The sequence below is a fragment of the Leclercia sp. EC_58 genome (assembly GCF_019584355.1).
Taxonomy (GTDB): Bacteria; Pseudomonadota; Gammaproteobacteria; order Enterobacterales; family Enterobacteriaceae; genus Enterobacter.
On the sequence record NZ_VDAM01000001.1, the window covers coordinates 2,194,984 to 2,211,147 of the forward strand.

The following is a 16,164-nucleotide window of genomic DNA, read 5'->3' on the forward strand; positions in this document are numbered from 1 at the left end:
TATTCCTGTTCTTATCGGGAAAGGGCCCGGACGCGAAGGGTAATACCCTCTACGGCCACCACCTCAACTTTGGTGCCGACGCTTAAATCCTCGTCGGCCACAACCGGCCACGAACTGTCGCCGACGCGCATATGACCGCGCCCGTTAACCAGGGCGGTGTCCAGGGTAAACTGCATCCCCACCAGCTGTTTACCTCGCTGGTTGAGCCGGGCATCGGCGGGCTTCTGGGCGCGCACCTGCCTTGAAAGCCAGCGCCACCAGAGCCAGGCGGCAATCAGGGTCAGCAGGGCAAACAGCACGCCCTGCCACGCCCAGTCGAACGGTAAGATCCACACCAGCAGCCCGGTGATAACGGCTGCCACGCCGCTCCACAGCAGATAGCCGTTGCCGCCGAGCATCTCTGCCGCCAGCAGGAGGCCGCCGAGGCTCAGCCAGAAAACGTGCGGATGCGCAGCAATCATCTCGATCATCATTTGCGTTCGTTGCCGCTGTTTTTGATCAGTTCCGCGATGCCACCGATCGAGCCCATCAGGCTGCTGGCATCCAGCGGCATCATCACCACCTTGCTGTTTTCCGCCGAGCCGATAGCCTGCAGCGCCTCGGTGTATTTCTGCGCCACAAAGTAGTTAACCGCCTGAATATCCCCGGCTGCGATAGCTTCCGAAACCATTTTCGTGGCGCGGGCTTCCGCTTCCGCCGAACGTTCACGGGCTTCAGCCTGTAAGAAGGCCGACTGGCGTTCGCCCTCGGCTTTGAGGATCTGCGACTGTTTTTCCCCTTCAGCCTTCAGGATCTCCGCCTGACGCACCCCTTCGGCCTCCAGAATGTAGGCGCGCTTGGTTCGCTCGGCCTTCATCTGGGCGTTCATGGAGGTGATCAACTCTGCTGGTGGGCGCACGTCGCGGATCTCAATACGCGTGACTTTAATACCCCATGGATTGGTGGCTTCATCGACGATGTGCAGCAGGCGGGTATTGATGCTGTCGCGCTGGGAGAGCATTTCGTCCAGCTCCATTGAACCCAGCACGGTTCGAATATTCGTCATCGTGAGGTTTATGATGGCTAGCTCAAGGTTGCTGACCTCGTAAGCCGCTTTCGGCGCGTCAATCACCTGAATAAAGCAGACCGCATCGATGGTGACATTGGCGTTATCTCTGGAGATAACTTCCTGAGACGGGATATCGAGGACCTGCTCCATCATGTTGATTTTGCGGCCAATGCGGTCCATAAACGGCACGACCAGGCTTAAGCCCGGCTGCAGTGTCGTGGTATATCGACCAAAACGCTCAACCGTCCACTGGTAGCCCTGCGGAACGATTTTGACACCGGCGGCGACGATCACCAGCGCCACGAAGATCAAAATAGGGATGACGATGAACATGTAAAACCTCCTGTTTTGTATTCCATGTTGCGATAAAAACTGTTCGTTTGTTGCGCATAAGTATACCGGCAAACAGGGGTAAATTCCCGCCAAATCAACGAGCCGGGCTGGATTCAGACATAAAAAAGCCCCGCTAAAAATAGCAGGGCAACGCGTGTTTTCCGTCAACGGAGAAGATCAGGCTTCGGGGGAGTGTAAGAGAAGTCAGCGATATACTGCTCGCCCGCCTCAACGATCGCCCGCGACAGTCCTGCATAATATTTTTCCAGCCCCATCGCTTCAATCTGCTGCAGCTGCTCGCGCACCGGGGCGCAGAAAAGACCGGCGTTACCCGCTTCGACGCGCTTATTATTCGGTGGCAGATCGCCCGTGATCGCTTTAAACCAGGTGCGGATCCCCTGTTTAAGGTTATTTGGCGCTTTCGACAGATCATCGATCCCCGTCAGCACCTGCAGGGTCGGGAAGCGATCCTCCGCCACGGCGCGCTTCAGGCGGTCAAAGAACTGGGTGAACAGCTCAAAGGAGCCCAGTTCGATAATTTTCGGTTTTGTGGTTTTACCGTTTTTATTGCCGATTTTGCTCGCAGCAGGCGTACTGGACGGCACGATACCTGTCTTATGCAAGTCTAAACCAAACAGCAGATTGCAGTGGGCACGGCGCTCTTTCAGCGGGTAAGACATCAGCACGTCGATAAACGTCGTCGCCATCACATCCGACAGCTTATGGTTGATCAGCCACTGAGAGCGGGAGAAATCTGCCGGGGAGACAAACCAGTGCGGAACCTCGTTGTAACGCTTAGATTTACCTTTGCCATCAAATTCAATGAAATGCGTGCCGTTGTCGAAAGCAAATTTGCAGTTTTTAAAGCTGACGATGGTGGTGTTGACGATCAGCGCTTTTTTGACGAAATCAACGACTTCCGGGCCAATAACGAAGCTGGTTTCTGCCGATGAGCGGATGACTTGCATTAATGTTTCTACATCAGGAACACCCGGCTTAAGAGAGGTGAACTCATAAAAGATATGTGTCATGCCGCATACTTCCTATAGTTATTAGCGTGGCCTTTTCATAACGAAAAAGTTTAACACCATCCTGCCAGAGGAGGCTAATGGCACCGTGTGCGGGAGTTTTGCGACGATCACAAATGGAAAATAAACGTTACTCCAGGCGGGCTAATCGTCCAGAAACGTGGACATGCCAAAGGCTATATTTTACATCGTTAAAGTCTGATTAACATTTGTTTAAAATTACACATCAGGAAGACTAAACAAACGCTACCAGCAGAGATAAAAAAGCCGCCATAACGGCGGCTGACAGAGTATTTAAGGCGGCACTGACCGGCCAGCTGGCAGAATCAGTACAGCAGAGCGTAAAGTTTACGGCGATAGGTCGAAGCCAGTGAATCACCCGTCCCGAGGGCGGCCAGAATTTCCTGGAACATTTTGCGCGCCTGGCCGTCCGCCGCAGCCAGATCCTTTTTAAGATGGCTGAACAGCAGTTCCAGCGCCTCTTCGTTACGACCCACCTGATGCAGCTGCAGCGCCAGCTGGCTCGCCAGTACCGCATCGTCAGGGTTGTCGGCAACCTGCTGTTGCAGCTGCTGAATTTCCGGCGTATCCGCCGCCTGTTTCAGCAGTTCAATTTGCGCCACCAGCCCCTGATAGCGGGTATCCTGATCCTGCAATGGGATGGTTTTCAGCACCACTTCGGCCTCTTCAGAACGCTTTAAGATAATCAGCGTTTCCGCCAGCAGCAGGCCAATTTCACCATTTTGACCGGAGAGCTGCCACGCCTCTTTGAGCAGCGGCAGGGCTTCGTCATGTTTGCCTTCGGCCATCAACGCTGCCGCCTGCTGCGCTTTCAGCTCCTCTTCGCGCGGCAGCACTTTATCCAGCAGGGCGCGGATCGCCTCTTCCGGCTGCGGGCCCTGGAAGCCATCCACCGGCTGACCATTCTGGAACAGATAAACCGTAGGAATGGCGCGCAGGCCAAACTGGGAGGCAATCATCTGCTCGGCGTCGCAGTCCAGCTTCGCCAGGATAAACTGACCGTTATACTGGGCTGCCAGCTTCTCGAGCACCGGCGTCAGCTCCAGACAGTGCTGACTGCGTTCAGACCAGAAGTAGAACAGCACCGGTTTGGTCATCGACTGTTCAAGGGTCTGGTGCAGGTTGGCTTCGGTAATGTTGACAATATTCTGTACGGACATGCGGCTATCCCAATTATGAGTTTCTGTTTACATGGGGGCGTGGCGCGTGGCTTCAACTCAACCCTGTAAAAATTTGTCCATCATCCGGCCAGGCAGCAGGCGCTTCAGCAGGCTGACGGCATGGGTCACCAGCGTGACCGGATAACGCAGTTTGGGGTTTTTGCTCTCAAAAGCATGGCGCACTTTGGCGACCACCGCCTCCGGCCCCAGGGTAAAACGGGCGGCGATACCGGGATTTTCCACCGGTTTGTCAGCCTGGGTTTGATTGACGTTGTCGGTAAAGCGGGTGCGGATAGGGCCCGGTTCAATCAGGCTCACCTTAATGCCGCTGTGACGGAGCTCCATGCGCAGGGCATCTGACCAGGCTTCCAGCGCATATTTGCTGGCGGCGTAAGCCCCGCGACCCGGGGTAGAGATAAGCCCCATAACTGAGGAGGTCATCACAATCCGGCCTTCGCCGTGCGGCAGCATGGCTGGCAGCAGGCGCATAGTCAGCTGATGAACGCCAAAAAAATTGGCGGAGAATTGCGCTTCAAGCTGCTGGCGGGTGACGCTCTGCAGCGGGCCGTAAACGCCGAAACCGGCATTGTTAAACAGCCCGTACAGACGATTATTGGTGAGAGCGATCACCTCATCGGCGGCGCGCTCAATGCTGTCGGTACAATCCAGATCCAGCTGTACGCCGGTTAAGCCCATGCCGTTCATCCGTTCAACATCTTCCGGTTTACGGCAGGCAGCCAGCACCCAGAACCCCTGACGCTTCAGCTCAAGGGCGCTTTCCAGGCCAATGCCACTGGAACATCCTGTAATTAAGACCGATTTTTGCATAACTTTACCTGTCAGGATCTCCGTTGAATTACGAGTCATGTTTAACTAATGGAGCCAACCGGGTTGCCATCCAGTCGGCGATAAACGGTTGGGCGTCCCGATTGGGGTGAATGCCGTCGTCCTGCATCCACTGCGGTTTCAGGTAAACCTCTTCCATAAAAAAGGGCAGCAGCGGAATATCGAACTCTTTAGCAAGCTTCGGATATATCGCGCTAAAGGCTTCATTATACCGACGACCATAGTTGGCAGGCAGTCGAATTTGCATCAGCAACGGCTGGGCGTTCGCGGCGCGGATATCCTGCAAAATTTTGCGCAGGGTTTGCTCGGTCTGCTGTGGCTGGAAACCGCGCAGGCCGTCATTGCCGCCAAGCTCCACCAGCACCCAGCGCGGCTGGTGCTGTTTCAGCAGGGCAGGCAGACGGGAGAGCCCTTGCTGGGAGGTATCCCCGCTAATGCTGCCGTTAACAACCGACGTTTTGCTCTGCCATTTATCATTCAGCAGCGCAGGCCAGGCGGCACTGGCCGCCATCCGGTAGCCAGCACTCAGACTGTCACCCAGAATTAATAGCGTGTCCGCAGCTGCGGCGCGAAATGAGAACAGCATCAAAAACAGGAAGGGCAAATGCCAGCGGAAAACATTGTTGAAGTTCATCATCTTAAGAAGTCCGTGGGTCAGGGTGAGCACGAGCTTTCCATCCTCACCGGAGTTGAACTCATTGTCAAACGCGGGCAGAGCATCGCCCTGATTGGTGAATCGGGCTCCGGCAAATCCACGCTGCTGGCGATCCTCGCCGGCCTGGATGACGGCAGCAGCGGCGAGGTCAACCTGGTCGGGCAACCCTTGCATAAGCTCGATGAAGAGGCGCGCGCCGCCCTGCGGGCAAAGCATATTGGCTTTGTGTTCCAGTCGTTTATGTTGATCCCAACCCTCAACGCGCTGGAGAACGTCGAACTGCCGGGACTGCTGCGCGGCGAGAACACCGCCCAGAGCCGGGAGAGCGCCAGTGCGCTGCTGCAACAGCTGGGGCTGGGTAAACGCCTCGATCACCTTCCTGCACAGCTCTCCGGCGGCGAGCAGCAGCGCGTGGCGCTGGCCAGGGCGTTTAACGGTCGCCCGGATGTGCTGTTTGCCGACGAACCCACCGGCAACCTCGATCGCCAGACCGGAGACAAAATTGCCGAACTGCTCTTTTCCCTGAACCGTGAACACGGCACCACGCTGATCCTCGTCACCCACGATCCGCAGTTGGCCGCCCGCTGCGATCGCCGCCTGCGCCTGGTCAATGGCGAACTGCAGGAGGAAGCATGATTGCCCGCTGGTTCTGGCGCGAATGGCGCTCCCCCTCGCTGCTGATTGTCTGGCTGGCGCTAAGCCTGGCGGTGGCCTGCGTGCTGGCGCTCGGCAGCGTCAGCGATCGGATGGAAAAGGGGCTCAGCCAGCAAAGCCGCGAGTTTATGGCTGGCGACCGGACGCTGCGCAGCTCCCGCGAGGTGCCACAGGCGTGGATTGCGGAAGCGAGAAAGCAGGGGCTGAAGGTCAGCGAGCAGATCAGTTTCCAGACCATGACCTTTGCCGCCGAGACGCCGCAGCTGGCGAGCGTGAAGGCGGTCGATGATATCTATCCGCTCTACGGCGAGCTTCAGACCAACCCGCCGGGGCTGAAGCCTGCGCCGGGCACGGTGCTGCTGGCCTCGCGTCTGATGGCGCTGCTGAATTTAAAAACCGGCGACAGCATTGATGTCGGCGATGCCACCCTGAAAATCGCCGGGGAGGTGGTTCAAGAACCTGATTCCGGTTTTAACCCCTTCCAGATGGCGCCGCGTCTGCTGATGAACACCGTCGATGTCGCCAAAACCGCGGCGGTACAGCCCGGCAGCCGCGTCACCTGGCGCTTTAAGTTTGGCGGCACGCCCGCGCAACTGGAACGTTATGAAAAATGGCTCCTGCCGCAGCTGAAGGCAGAGCACCGCTGGTCCGGGATGGAGCAGGAGGAGGGCGCGCTCGGCAAATCACTGGAGCGTTCTCAGCAGTTCCTGCTGCTCTCGGCGTTGCTGACGCTGCTGCTGGCGGTGGCGGCAGTAGCGGTAGCGATGGGGCACTACTGCCGCAGCCGCTACGATCTGGTGGCGATCCTCAAAACGCTGGGGGCGGGCAGGTCGCAGCTGCGCAAACTGATTATCGGTCAGTGGCTGATGGTGCTGACGCTCTCGGCTCTCACCGGCGGGATGATGGGGCTACTGTTTGAAAAGGTGCTGATGGTACTTCTCAAGCCGGTACTGCCCGTTGCGCTGCCCCCTGCCAGCCTGTGGCCGTGGCTCTGGGCGATCGGGGCGATGACCGTCATTTCGCTGCTGGTGGGGCTGCGTCCTTACCGCCTGCTGCTGGCGACACAGCCCCTGCGCGTTCTGCGTCGCGACGTGGTGGCCAGCGTCTGGCCGCTGAAATATTACATTCCGGCTATCGTGGCGGTGGTGGTGATGCTCCTCGCCTGGCTGATGGGCGGGAGCATGCTGCTGTGGGCCGTGCTGGCTGGCGCCGTCGTGCTGGCGCTGCTCTGCGGCGTGCTGGGCTGGATGCTGCTCAGCGTGCTGAAAGGGCTCACGGTAAAATCGCTGCCGGTGCGTCTGGCGGTAAACCGCCTGCTGCGCCAGCCGTGGTCGACCCTCAGCCAGCTGTCGGCGTTTTCGCTCTCATTTATGCTGCTGGCATTGTTGCTGGTGCTGCGCGGCGATCTGCTGGATCGCTGGCAACAGCAGCTTCCGCCAGAAAGCCCGAACTACTTTTTGATCAACATCGCCCCGGAGCAGGTAACGCCCCTGAAAGCGTTTCTCGCTGAACACCAGATTATCCCCGAGTCCTACTACCCTATCGTACGGGCGCGCCTGACCCAGATTAACGGCCAGTCCACCGAGGGCAACAAGGATGAATCCCTCAACCGCGAGCTGAACCTCACCTGGCAGGATAAGCGCCCGGATCACAACCCCATTGTGGCCGGAAGCTGGCCGCCAAAAGCGGGTGAAGTCTCCATGGAGGAGGGGCTGGCAAAACGCCTTAACGTCGCCCTGGGGGATACGGTGACCTTTACCGGCGATACCCAGGATTTCAGCGCGAAAGTCACCAGCCTGCGCAAGGTCGACTGGGAGAGCCTGCGGCCTAACTTCTTCTTTATCTTCCCCCCCGGGGCGCTGGACGGGCAGCCCCAGAGCTGGCTCACCAGCTTCCGCTGGGAGAATGGCAACGGCATGCTCACCCAGCTTAACCGCGAGTTCCCGACCATCAGCCTGCTGGATATCGGCGCGATCCTTAAACAGGTCGGGCAGGTGCTGGAGCAGGTGAGCCGGGCGCTGGAGGTGATGGTGGTGCTGGTCACAATTTGCGGCGTGCTGCTGCTGCTGGCCCAGGTGCAGGTCGGGATGCGCCAGCGTCATCAGGAGCTGGTGGTCTACCGTACCCTGGGGGCGGGCAAAAAGCTGCTGCGGACCACACTGTGGAGCGAGTTCGCCCTACTGGGGCTGGTAGCTGGCCTGGTCGCGGCCATTGGGGCAGAAACCGCGCTGGCGGTGCTGCAAACCCGGGTGTTCGACTTCCCGTGGGAGCCAGACTGGCGGCTGTGGGCGATCCTGCCGCTCAGCGGAGCGGTGCTGCTTTCGCTATGCGGCGGCTGGCTGGGGGCGCGTTTACTGAAAGGCAAAGCCCTGTTCCGTCAGTTCTCTGGTTAATTCCCCTCTGCAATCATTGCGCGCCGGTTGATATACCGGCGCGTTCCACTTCAGTAGCATAAAAAAATAAATCCTTGAATTTTAGTGGCACAAATCATTAAAAACCGGGCAACACGGACAGATAAATCCTGGTTAATATTCACCTGCTAAATAAATGGCAGTGTGTCTATCAAGGAAAAATAATGACCATAACTAAAAAAGCGCTGGCGGTAACGATCGGCGCAGCAGTGGCATTGGCGTCTTTTGCATCCCAGGCTGAAATCACCGTACTGAAACAAGATCCGCAGGCGGGCAACCCGCTGAGCCGTCTGAACTTCACCGTGGGCGGCAGTATTCGTCCTCAGTTCCAGAACATGACCGGCGACGACGGCAAAAACAGCTACAAGCGTAACGGCTTTGACGGCGGCACCCGCTTCCGTTTCGCGGCGGATTACTACCTGTTTGATGACATCAGCTGGGTCAGCTACTACGAGCTGGGGGTGAACATTCCGGCGCAGTTTAACTGGGACAACCACCACGCCGACGGCGCGCGCGACACCTCCCGCCGCATGCTCTACACCGGCCTGAAGAGCGACACCTGGGGCACCCTGACCTTCGGTCAGCAGAACAGCGTCTATTACGATGTAGTAGGCGCGAAAACCGATATCTGGGACTACGACATGATCGGCCAGGCCCCGGGGAATGGCATCAACGGCGACTACGACGGCTCTTACCGTTCACGCCAGATGTTGAAATACAAGAAAACCCTCGGCGATGCCGATATCTACGCCTCTTACCTGTTCGAAGACAGCGAATATCTGCCGGGCAACGGCCTGCGTTACAAACGTAAAGGCGGCGGTTCACTGGGTCTGGATTATCGTCTGACCACCGATCTGACCTGGGGCGCAGCGTGGAACTACACCCGCGCCGACATGCGTAACCCGGATAACGGCGACAGCAAAAGCTGGGATCAGAACATCCTCGGCACCGCGCTGAGCTGGACCCCGGACAACTGGACCTTCTCCGCAGGCGGCGGCTGGTATCAGAACTTTATGACCAGCAAAAAAGTGTCGGTAAACGACTACTTCGCGGGCGATGCGTGGGGTATTGAGTACTTCGCGGGCTATAAATTCCCGATTGGTCAGTATGCGGTGAAATCGATCCAGCCTTACTTCATGGGTGACCGTATTGAGACCATGAATGGCCGCAACTACCAGCGCATCGACAACGGCGTGGGTGTCAGCTTCCAGCTGGACTACGGTTTCCGCGTCGATTACGAGCACGTGTTCACCTCCAGCACCGACGATCTGGGCGATATGAACCTGGTGCGTTTGCGTTACGACTTCTGAGTCGTCTGTTCCCCGGTAGCGCTACGCTTACCGAGGCTACGTATGGTGCGGTTTGTTCCCCGGTGGCGCGCAGCGATCCGGGGTTACGTGTGGTGCGGTTTGTTCCCCGGTGGCGCTGCGCTTACCGGGGCTACGTGCGGTGCGGTTTGTTCCCCGGTGGCGCGCAGCGATCCGGGGTTACGTGTGGTGCGGTTTGTTCCCCGGTAGCGCGCAGCGATCCGGGGCTACGTGCGGTGCGGTTTGTTCCCCGGTAGCGCGCAGCGATCCGGGGTTACGTGTGGTGCGGTTTGTTTCCGGTTGCACTGCGCGTACTGGAACGGTGTAGGCCGGGTAAGCGCAGCGCCACCCGGCGTTCTGTCAGCGGCTCAGCCACTCCGCCACGTCCCCATACGTCCCGCGATAGACAATCTTCTCCGCCTTCTTCTCCAGCTGATAGCGATACATCGGGTCGTAATAGTCATTGAGCAGCGGCGCCAGCCAGCTGAGATGCGCCTCGGTACTGCCGGTACGCTGCTGTTCATCCAGAGCGCTGTCCAGCAGGGCGGTCAATTCGGCATATCGCTGTAACCCCAGGCGGCGGCGAATGGCAAACAGGCCGTGGTGCAGATACTCCGCGTACTCCAGCCAGCCCGCCTCTTCCCCCCGCGCGGTACGAAAGGCCTGCCACATCTGCTCGAAATACTCTTCGCGCAGGCGCTCAAGGCGCACCTCAAACGGGTCCTCAACCACCACAATGGGCGACTGCGCCATGCGGTCGCGCAGGCACTCCGGCAGGTGGTTGGAGCCAATCATCCGCCCCTCATCTTCCAGCACCCAACGCGCGGCGTCCTTTTTCAGCAACTCGACGGCGAGATGGTTTTCAAAACTGGCCTGGGAAAGCTGCGGGGCCAGCGTGCGGCCAAAGGAGGAGCCGCGGTGGTGCGCCAGCCCTTCGAGATCGACGCCCTCAGGATGAGCCTTCACCAGCAGCGTTTTGCCGCTCCCGGTGCAGCCGCCAATCAGCACGCTGGGTTTTTGCGCCTGCTCAACGGTTGCCTGGATAGCCGCCTGGCGTAGCGCCTTGTAGCCGCCGACGATCAGCGGGTAATCCACCCCGGCCTCTTTCAGCCACGCCTGCGCGATATGCGAGCGCTGTCCGCCCCGGGCGCAGCAGAGATAGCCCTGCGGGTGAGCAAGGCAGGCGGCGCGCCAGGCCTCCAGCCGCTCTTCACGCGTCTCACCGCTTACCAGACGGTGGCCGAGCGCCAGTGCCGCCTCCGGACCCTGGCGCTTATAGCAGGTCCCTACGGCGGCGCGTTCGTCGTCGTTCATCAAAGGCAGGTTGTGTGCCGCAGGCATGGCGCCCTGAGCAAATTCCACGGGGGCACGCACGTCAATTAATGGCGTGTCGGTAGCAAGTATGGCGCGGTAGTCCGTCCCATCGTTCATAAGGATCCCTCAAAACAACAATGAGCAGGATTTTACGCCGGGGAAGGGGAAGGTCAACTCCCCGGCGGTGAGGCTTAGCTGAGCGTTGACTGCGCCCAGGCAATCCCGCTGGCGTACTCTGGCGGCAGCAGCGGGACAATCGCTTCAAGCGTTGCGCAAAGGCGAGGGATATCGCTGTCATTGAGGTTGAGATGGCCGACCTTACGACCCGGGCGCACCTCTTTGTCGTACCAGTGGAGATGCACCAGCGGCAGCTTCAGCCAGTCATCGTTCAGATCGGTGCCGATCAGGTTGATCATCACCGACGGGCTATTGACCACCGGCTGCGGCATCGGCAACCGGGTAATGGCGCGCAGATGCAGCTCAAACTGGCTAATGGAGGCGCCGTTTTGCGTCCAGTGGCCGCTGTTGTGGACGCGGGGTGCCAGCTCGTTGATCAGCAGGCCTTCCGGGGTGACGAAGCACTCCATCGCCATTACGCCCACGTAACCCAGCGCCTGCATGATGGCAGAGAGCATGCTTTCTGCCTGCGCTTGTTGCGCTGCGTTGGCCTGCGGGAAGACCACGCTGGTGCGCAGGATCCCGTCCTGATGCAGGTTATGGGTCAGGGGATAAAAGACCGTGCTGCCGTCATGAGCGCGGGCACCCACCAGCGACACTTCACCGCTGAAATTAATGCCCTGCTCAACGATGCACTCCCCGTAGCACTCGTCCGGCAGCTGGTCGGTTTCCCCGGCACGCAGACGCCACTGGCCGCGGCCATCGTAGCCGCCCACGCGACGCTTGACGATCGCCAGCTCGCCCAGAGAGTCAAACACACCCGGCCACTGGCTTTTTTCACTCAGCAGCTGCCACGGCGCGGTGGCAAGGTGCAGATCGTCGAACAGCTGCTTTTGCGTCAGACGGTCGGCAATGATCGGGAAGACATCGCGATTAACGAAGGCGTTGTGACGAGCCAGCTCACGGGTTAACGGCGTTTCTGGCCAGCGTTCGATTTCTGCGGTGATGACGCTCTGCTGAAACGGCACGGCTTCGGGTTCATCGTCCAGCCCGACCGGCCAGACGGCGATCCCCAGGGGTTCACCAGCCTGGCGCAGCATACGGCCTAACTGACCGTTACCAAGGACGCAAACCTGCTTCATGCCGCACCTCGCGGGTCCGGGTTCTCCAGTACTTCGTCGGTCTGGGCGGTACGCCACGCGACCAGGCGCTGATGCAGTTCTTTATCATGAGTTGCCAGGATCTGAGCGGCCAGCAGCGCGGCGTTAGCTGCGCCTGCTTTGCCAATCGCCAGCGTCCCTACCGGAATGCCGCGCGGCATCTGCACGATGGAGTAGAGGCTGTCGACACCGCTCAGGGCTGCGCTCTGAACCGGGACGCCGAGCACCGGCACCAGGGTTTTGGCGGCAATCATGCCGGGCAGATGCGCGGCCCCGCCGGCACCGGCAATAATCACCTGATAGCCACTCTCTTCCGCGCTTTCGGCGAAGCTGAACAGTTTATCGGGGGTGCGGTGCGCGGAGACCACTTCAACGTGGTGAGGAACGTTCAGGATGTCAAAGATTTCGGCGGCGAACTGCATGGTAGCCCAGTCGCTTTTGGACCCCATCACGATGGCGACACGCGCCGGATTATTGCTGGAAGACATGCGTCTTAAAACTCCTGTGGTGCACAACTCTCGGCTTTTGAGGTGAGAGAGAATAGCACGATACACAGGCAAGGAAAACGGTTGCGCGGCTAAAACTTCCGGCAAAACCCCGCGCTTTCTGCCACAAAAAAACCGCCGAAAGGCGGTCTTTTCACAGGTTGCTTTGACAATTTACAGGAGATTACCTGCGGTCAGGCTCTCTTTATCAAAGGCGTGGCTTACATCAATATGATTTTGATGTACAGCCGTGTCAATATTCGAACCCGCCTCCGGGGTGGAGAAGGTGTTCTCGGCGGCCATCGCGCCAGAGGTCAGGGAAGCGGCCAGCAGCAGGGCGCTGACGATGGTGATATTTTTCATTCTCTTTTCCTTCTTCATCTTATTGTCGCTGTCGCTGGTCTTTTATCTGGCGGCACGGCAATGCATTAAATTATTTAGTCAGTTCAGCGGTCATGTACACGCGGTTGTCGAACTGGGCGCTGGTGATTTTGTAGGCGGCACCCTCTTTAGCGGCCTGAGCGGCAATTTTGGCTTCTGCGCGGTCAATGGTAGAGGCGGTGGCGCTCACGCTCTGGGCGAAAGAACCGAAAGAGATCAGAGAAAGTGCGGCAACTGCAACGAAAGTTTTGATGGATTTCATGGTCGTATTCCTTAAGCTGATTTGTCTGGAGTAGGGCGTTGTTGCCCTGATGTGAGTAATCATAGGCCGACCAAAGTGTGATTAAAATCAAAACAATTTGCGGGAAGACTTCAAAAAAATTGAATAATTTTCAGGCGGGGATTTCAGAAAGGGAAAGCGATCAGCTCCACGCCTTCGGGCGTGACCTTAATCATCGAGCCTTCGCTATGCCAGGCGCCTAACACCACGCGGTGGGCTTGCTCGCCGTTGGCGGTCAGGTCGTGCATGGCCGGGCGATGGGTATGGCCGTGGATCAGCCACTGGACCTGGTGTTTTTCCATCACGCTGACCACCGCCTGCGGGTTCACGTCCATGATGGTCATCGATTTGCTGCTGTTGGCAGCTTTACTGCCGGCGCGCATTTTCGCGGCGATACGGCTGCGGATAAATAGCGGCAGGGCGAGAAAGAGCGTCTGGATCCAGGGAGTATGCACTTTGGCGCGAAACGCTAGATAGCCGGTATCGTCGGTGCAGAGCGTGTCGCCATGCATAATCAGCACCCGGCGGCCATACAGGTCGAGGACGGTCTCTTCCGCCAGCAGGATCATGCCGCTTTCACGGGCGAAGCGTTTGCCCAGCAGAAAGTCGCGGTTGCCGTGGATAAAGAAGCAGGGGACGCCAGAGTCGACCAGCGCTTTAAGCGCACTCGCTATCTCGCGGTGCAGCGGGTTCGGATCGTCGTCGCCAATCCAGGCTTCGAACAGATCCCCCAGGATGTAAAGCGCATCGGCGTGGCGGGCTTCACCCTGTAAAAAACGCAGAAAACCGGCGGTGATCGCCGGTTCTTCTGTTTGCAGATGCAGATCTGCAATAAAGAGTGTCGCCACGAATTATTCGCTGACGGTCACGCTTGTGATCACAACGTCTTCTTTTGGAACGTCCTGGTGCATGCCGCTGCGGCCGGTAGAAACGGCTTTGATCTTGTCAACCACGTCCATACCTTCAACCACTTCTGCAAACACGCAGTAGCCCCAACCCTGCAGGCTTTCGCCAGAGAAGTTCAGGAAGTCGTTGTCTGCTACGTTAATGAAGAACTGCGCGGTGGCAGAGTGTGGCGCCTGAGTACGGGCCATCGCCAGGGTACCGCGGGTGTTTTTCAGACCATTGTTGGCTTCGTTTTTGATAGCCTCTTTGGTCTCTTTCTGTTTCATGCCAGGTTCAAAACCGCCGCCCTGGATCATAAAGCCGTTAATGACACGGTGGAAAATGGTGTTGTTGTAGAAACCTTCGCGGCAGTAGTCCAGGAAGTTTTTAACTGTTTCAGGCGCTTTGTCATCAAAGGTTTTGATTACGATATCGCCATGATTAGTGTGGAAAGTAACCATTTTTGCATCCTGTTCCGTTATAGTGGTGCTTCGACCCCGCCTGGGGCCACAATAAGCGCTTGTTATAGCATAACCTCACGACGCGATCACCTTGCATTGCGTGCTGCTTCGGGTTTGAATTACCATTAGAATATGCTGTTTTCACCCACACACGTCTCACATGGAATCTTCGATGTTAAAAATCTTCAACACACTGACGCGCCAAAAAGAGGAATTCAAACCTATTCATGCCGGAGAAGTCGGCATGTACGTGTGTGGTATTACCGTTTACGATCTCTGTCATATCGGCCATGGCCGTACTTTTGTTGCCTTCGACGTGGTGTCGCGCTATCTGCGCTTCCTTGGGTACAACCTTAAGTATGTACGCAATATCACCGATATCGACGACAAAATTATCAAACGCGCGAACGAAAATGGGGAAAACTTCGTCGATTTAGTCGATCGTATGATTGGCGAAATGCACAAGGATTTCGACACGCTGAATATTCTGCGCCCGGACATGGAGCCGCGTGCGACGCACCATATCCCTGAGATCATTGAGATCACCGAACAGCTGATTGCCAAAGGTCACGCCTACGTGGCGGACAACGGCGACGTGATGTTCGACGTGCCGACCGATCCGCACTACGGTCAGCTCTCCCGCCAGGATCTGGATCAGCTCCAGGCCGGGGCGCGCGTGGACGTGGTTGAGGTTAAACGCAACCCGATGGACTTCGTGCTGTGGAAGATGTCTAAAGAGGGTGAGCCAAGCTGGCCATCCCCGTGGGGCGCGGGCCGTCCGGGCTGGCACATTGAGTGTTCGGCCATGAACTGCAAACAGCTGGGCAACCATTTCGATATTCACGGCGGCGGTTCAGACCTGATGTTCCCGCACCATGAAAACGAAATCGCCCAGTCCACCTGCGCCCATGACGGCGAATATGTGAATTACTGGATGCACTCCGGGATGGTGATGATTGACCGCGAGAAGATGTCCAAATCGCTGGGCAACTTCTTCACCGTGCGCGACGTGCTGAAGTATTACGATGCCGAAACCATCCGTTACTTCCTGATGTCCGGCCACTATCGCAGCCAGCTGAACTACAGCGAAGAGAACCTCAAGCAGGCGCGTTCTGCTCTCGAGCGTCTCTACACCGCCCTGCGCGGGACCGACACCTCCGTGGCGGCTGCGGGCGGCGAGGCGTTTGAAGCCCGCTTTATCGAGGCGATGAATGACGACTTCAACACGCCGGAAGCCTACTCTATGCTGTTCGATATGGCCCGTGAAGTGAACCGTCTGAAAGGGGAAGATGCGCATGCGGCTAATGCGCTGGCTTCTCATATGCGTAAACTGTCTGGCGTACTGGGTCTGCTGGAGCAGGCGCCGGAAGCGTTCCTGCAGAGCGGTGCGCAGACGGATGACGGCGAAGTGGCTGAGATTGAAGCGTTAATCAAGGCGCGTCTGGAAGCGCGTCAGGCGAAAGACTGGGCCGCGGCCGATGCCGCGCGTAACCGTCTCACCGAGATGGGCATCATCCTGGAAGATGGCCCGCAGGGCACCACCTGGCGCCGTAAGTAAGTCCATCATGTCCGGCGGCGCATCGCTTGCCGGACATGGGTTTTTGTAGGCCGGGTAAGG

Annotated in this window: 17 protein-coding genes; 4 read left to right on the top strand and 13 right to left on the bottom strand. The window is 58.0% G+C overall.

The features are described from left to right. Positions 1–11: 11 nt before the first annotated feature. The 6 genes from FHC51_RS10630 to tesA all read right to left on the bottom strand — a co-directional run bounded on the left by FHC51_RS10630 (position 12) and on the right by tesA (position 5,070). Positions 12–470, bottom strand: a complete 459-nt coding sequence (locus FHC51_RS10630) for an NfeD family protein (RefSeq protein ID WP_103181037.1) — start codon at positions 468–470, stop codon at positions 12–14. Continuing rightward, positions 470–1,381 (bottom strand): SPFH domain-containing protein, encoded by a 912-nt coding sequence (locus FHC51_RS10635; RefSeq protein WP_220435472.1) that lies wholly within the window; start codon positions 1,379–1,381, stop codon positions 470–472. The genes FHC51_RS10630 and FHC51_RS10635 overlap by 1 nt, the downstream gene beginning before the upstream one ends. Positions 1,382–1,545: 164 nt before the next feature. Continuing rightward, entirely contained in the window at positions 1,546–2,412 is an 867-nt protein-coding gene (locus FHC51_RS10640; protein ID WP_220435473.1) for a hypothetical protein, read from the bottom strand. A 323-nt stretch (positions 2,413–2,735) separates the two neighbouring features. After that, entirely contained in the window at positions 2,736–3,590 is an 855-nt protein-coding gene (locus FHC51_RS10645) for a co-chaperone YbbN (protein WP_103824087.1), read from the bottom strand. A 57-nt stretch (positions 3,591–3,647) separates the two neighbouring features. Continuing rightward, on the bottom strand, positions 3,648–4,457 hold the full coding sequence (locus tag FHC51_RS10650; protein ID WP_220435474.1) for an SDR family oxidoreductase: 810 nt from the start codon (positions 4,455–4,457) through the stop codon (positions 3,648–3,650). Then, on the bottom strand, positions 4,447–5,070 hold the full coding sequence (gene tesA / locus FHC51_RS10655; RefSeq protein WP_103178530.1) for a multifunctional acyl-CoA thioesterase I/protease I/lysophospholipase L1: 624 nt from the start codon (positions 5,068–5,070) through the stop codon (positions 4,447–4,449). Before tesA ends, FHC51_RS10650 begins: the two co-directional genes overlap by 11 nt. On the opposite strand from tesA, the gene ybbA reads away from it, so the two are divergent. The 3 genes from ybbA to FHC51_RS10670 all read left to right on the top strand — a co-directional run bounded on the left by ybbA (position 5,041) and on the right by FHC51_RS10670 (position 9,466). Further along, positions 5,041–5,727, top strand: a complete 687-nt coding sequence (gene ybbA / locus FHC51_RS10660; RefSeq protein WP_220435475.1) for a putative ABC transporter ATP-binding protein YbbA — start codon at positions 5,041–5,043, stop codon at positions 5,725–5,727. The genes tesA and ybbA overlap by 30 nt on opposite strands. Continuing rightward, positions 5,724–8,138, top strand: a complete 2,415-nt coding sequence (gene ybbP / locus FHC51_RS10665; protein WP_220435476.1) for a putative ABC transporter permease subunit YbbP — start codon at positions 5,724–5,726, stop codon at positions 8,136–8,138. The genes ybbA and ybbP overlap by 4 nt, the downstream gene beginning before the upstream one ends. 182 nt (positions 8,139–8,320) lie before the next feature. Then, complete coding sequence (locus tag FHC51_RS10670) at positions 8,321–9,466, top strand: porin (protein ID WP_220435477.1); 1,146 nt, start codon at positions 8,321–8,323, stop codon at positions 9,464–9,466. Between the two features lie 357 nt (positions 9,467–9,823). Here FHC51_RS10670 and mnmH read toward each other — a convergent pair whose 3' ends face one another. The 7 genes from mnmH to ppiB all read right to left on the bottom strand — a co-directional run bounded on the left by mnmH (position 9,824) and on the right by ppiB (position 14,546). Continuing rightward, positions 9,824–10,894 carry a tRNA 2-selenouridine(34) synthase MnmH gene (gene mnmH, locus FHC51_RS10675; RefSeq protein ID WP_220435478.1) on the bottom strand — a complete coding sequence of 357 codons (1,071 nt, stop codon included), beginning with the start codon at positions 10,892–10,894 and terminating at the stop codon, positions 9,824–9,826. Positions 10,895–10,968: 74 nt separating this feature from the next. Continuing rightward, positions 10,969–12,036 (bottom strand): 5-(carboxyamino)imidazole ribonucleotide synthase, encoded by a 1,068-nt coding sequence (purK, locus tag FHC51_RS10680; protein WP_220435479.1) that lies wholly within the window; start codon positions 12,034–12,036, stop codon positions 10,969–10,971. Further along, positions 12,033–12,542, bottom strand: a complete 510-nt coding sequence (gene purE / locus FHC51_RS10685; protein WP_220435480.1) for a 5-(carboxyamino)imidazole ribonucleotide mutase — start codon at positions 12,540–12,542, stop codon at positions 12,033–12,035. Before purE ends, purK begins: the two co-directional genes overlap by 4 nt. A gap of 171 nt (positions 12,543–12,713) precedes the next feature. After that, positions 12,714–12,902 (bottom strand): hypothetical protein, encoded by a 189-nt coding sequence (locus FHC51_RS10690; protein ID WP_220435481.1) that lies wholly within the window; start codon positions 12,900–12,902, stop codon positions 12,714–12,716. Between the two features lie 70 nt (positions 12,903–12,972). Next, positions 12,973–13,182, bottom strand: a complete 210-nt coding sequence (locus FHC51_RS10695) for a YdgH/BhsA/McbA-like domain containing protein (protein WP_103178537.1) — start codon at positions 13,180–13,182, stop codon at positions 12,973–12,975. Positions 13,183–13,325: 143 nt separating this feature from the next. After that, the gene (gene lpxH, locus FHC51_RS10700) at positions 13,326–14,048 is read right to left on the bottom strand and encodes a UDP-2,3-diacylglucosamine diphosphatase (protein ID WP_103178538.1); all 723 of its coding nucleotides are present in this window, start codon (positions 14,046–14,048) and stop codon (positions 13,326–13,328) included. A gap of 3 nt (positions 14,049–14,051) precedes the next feature. After that, positions 14,052–14,546, bottom strand: coding sequence for a peptidylprolyl isomerase B (ppiB, locus tag FHC51_RS10705; protein ID WP_020685026.1), 495 nt, complete (start codon positions 14,544–14,546; stop codon positions 14,052–14,054). 172 nt (positions 14,547–14,718) lie between these two features. Here ppiB and cysS point away from each other — a divergent pair, with 172 nt between their 5' ends. Continuing rightward, positions 14,719–16,104 carry a cysteine--tRNA ligase gene (gene cysS, locus FHC51_RS10710; protein ID WP_220435482.1) on the top strand — a complete coding sequence of 462 codons (1,386 nt, stop codon included), beginning with the start codon at positions 14,719–14,721 and terminating at the stop codon, positions 16,102–16,104. The last annotated feature ends 60 nt before the right edge of the window (positions 16,105–16,164 follow it).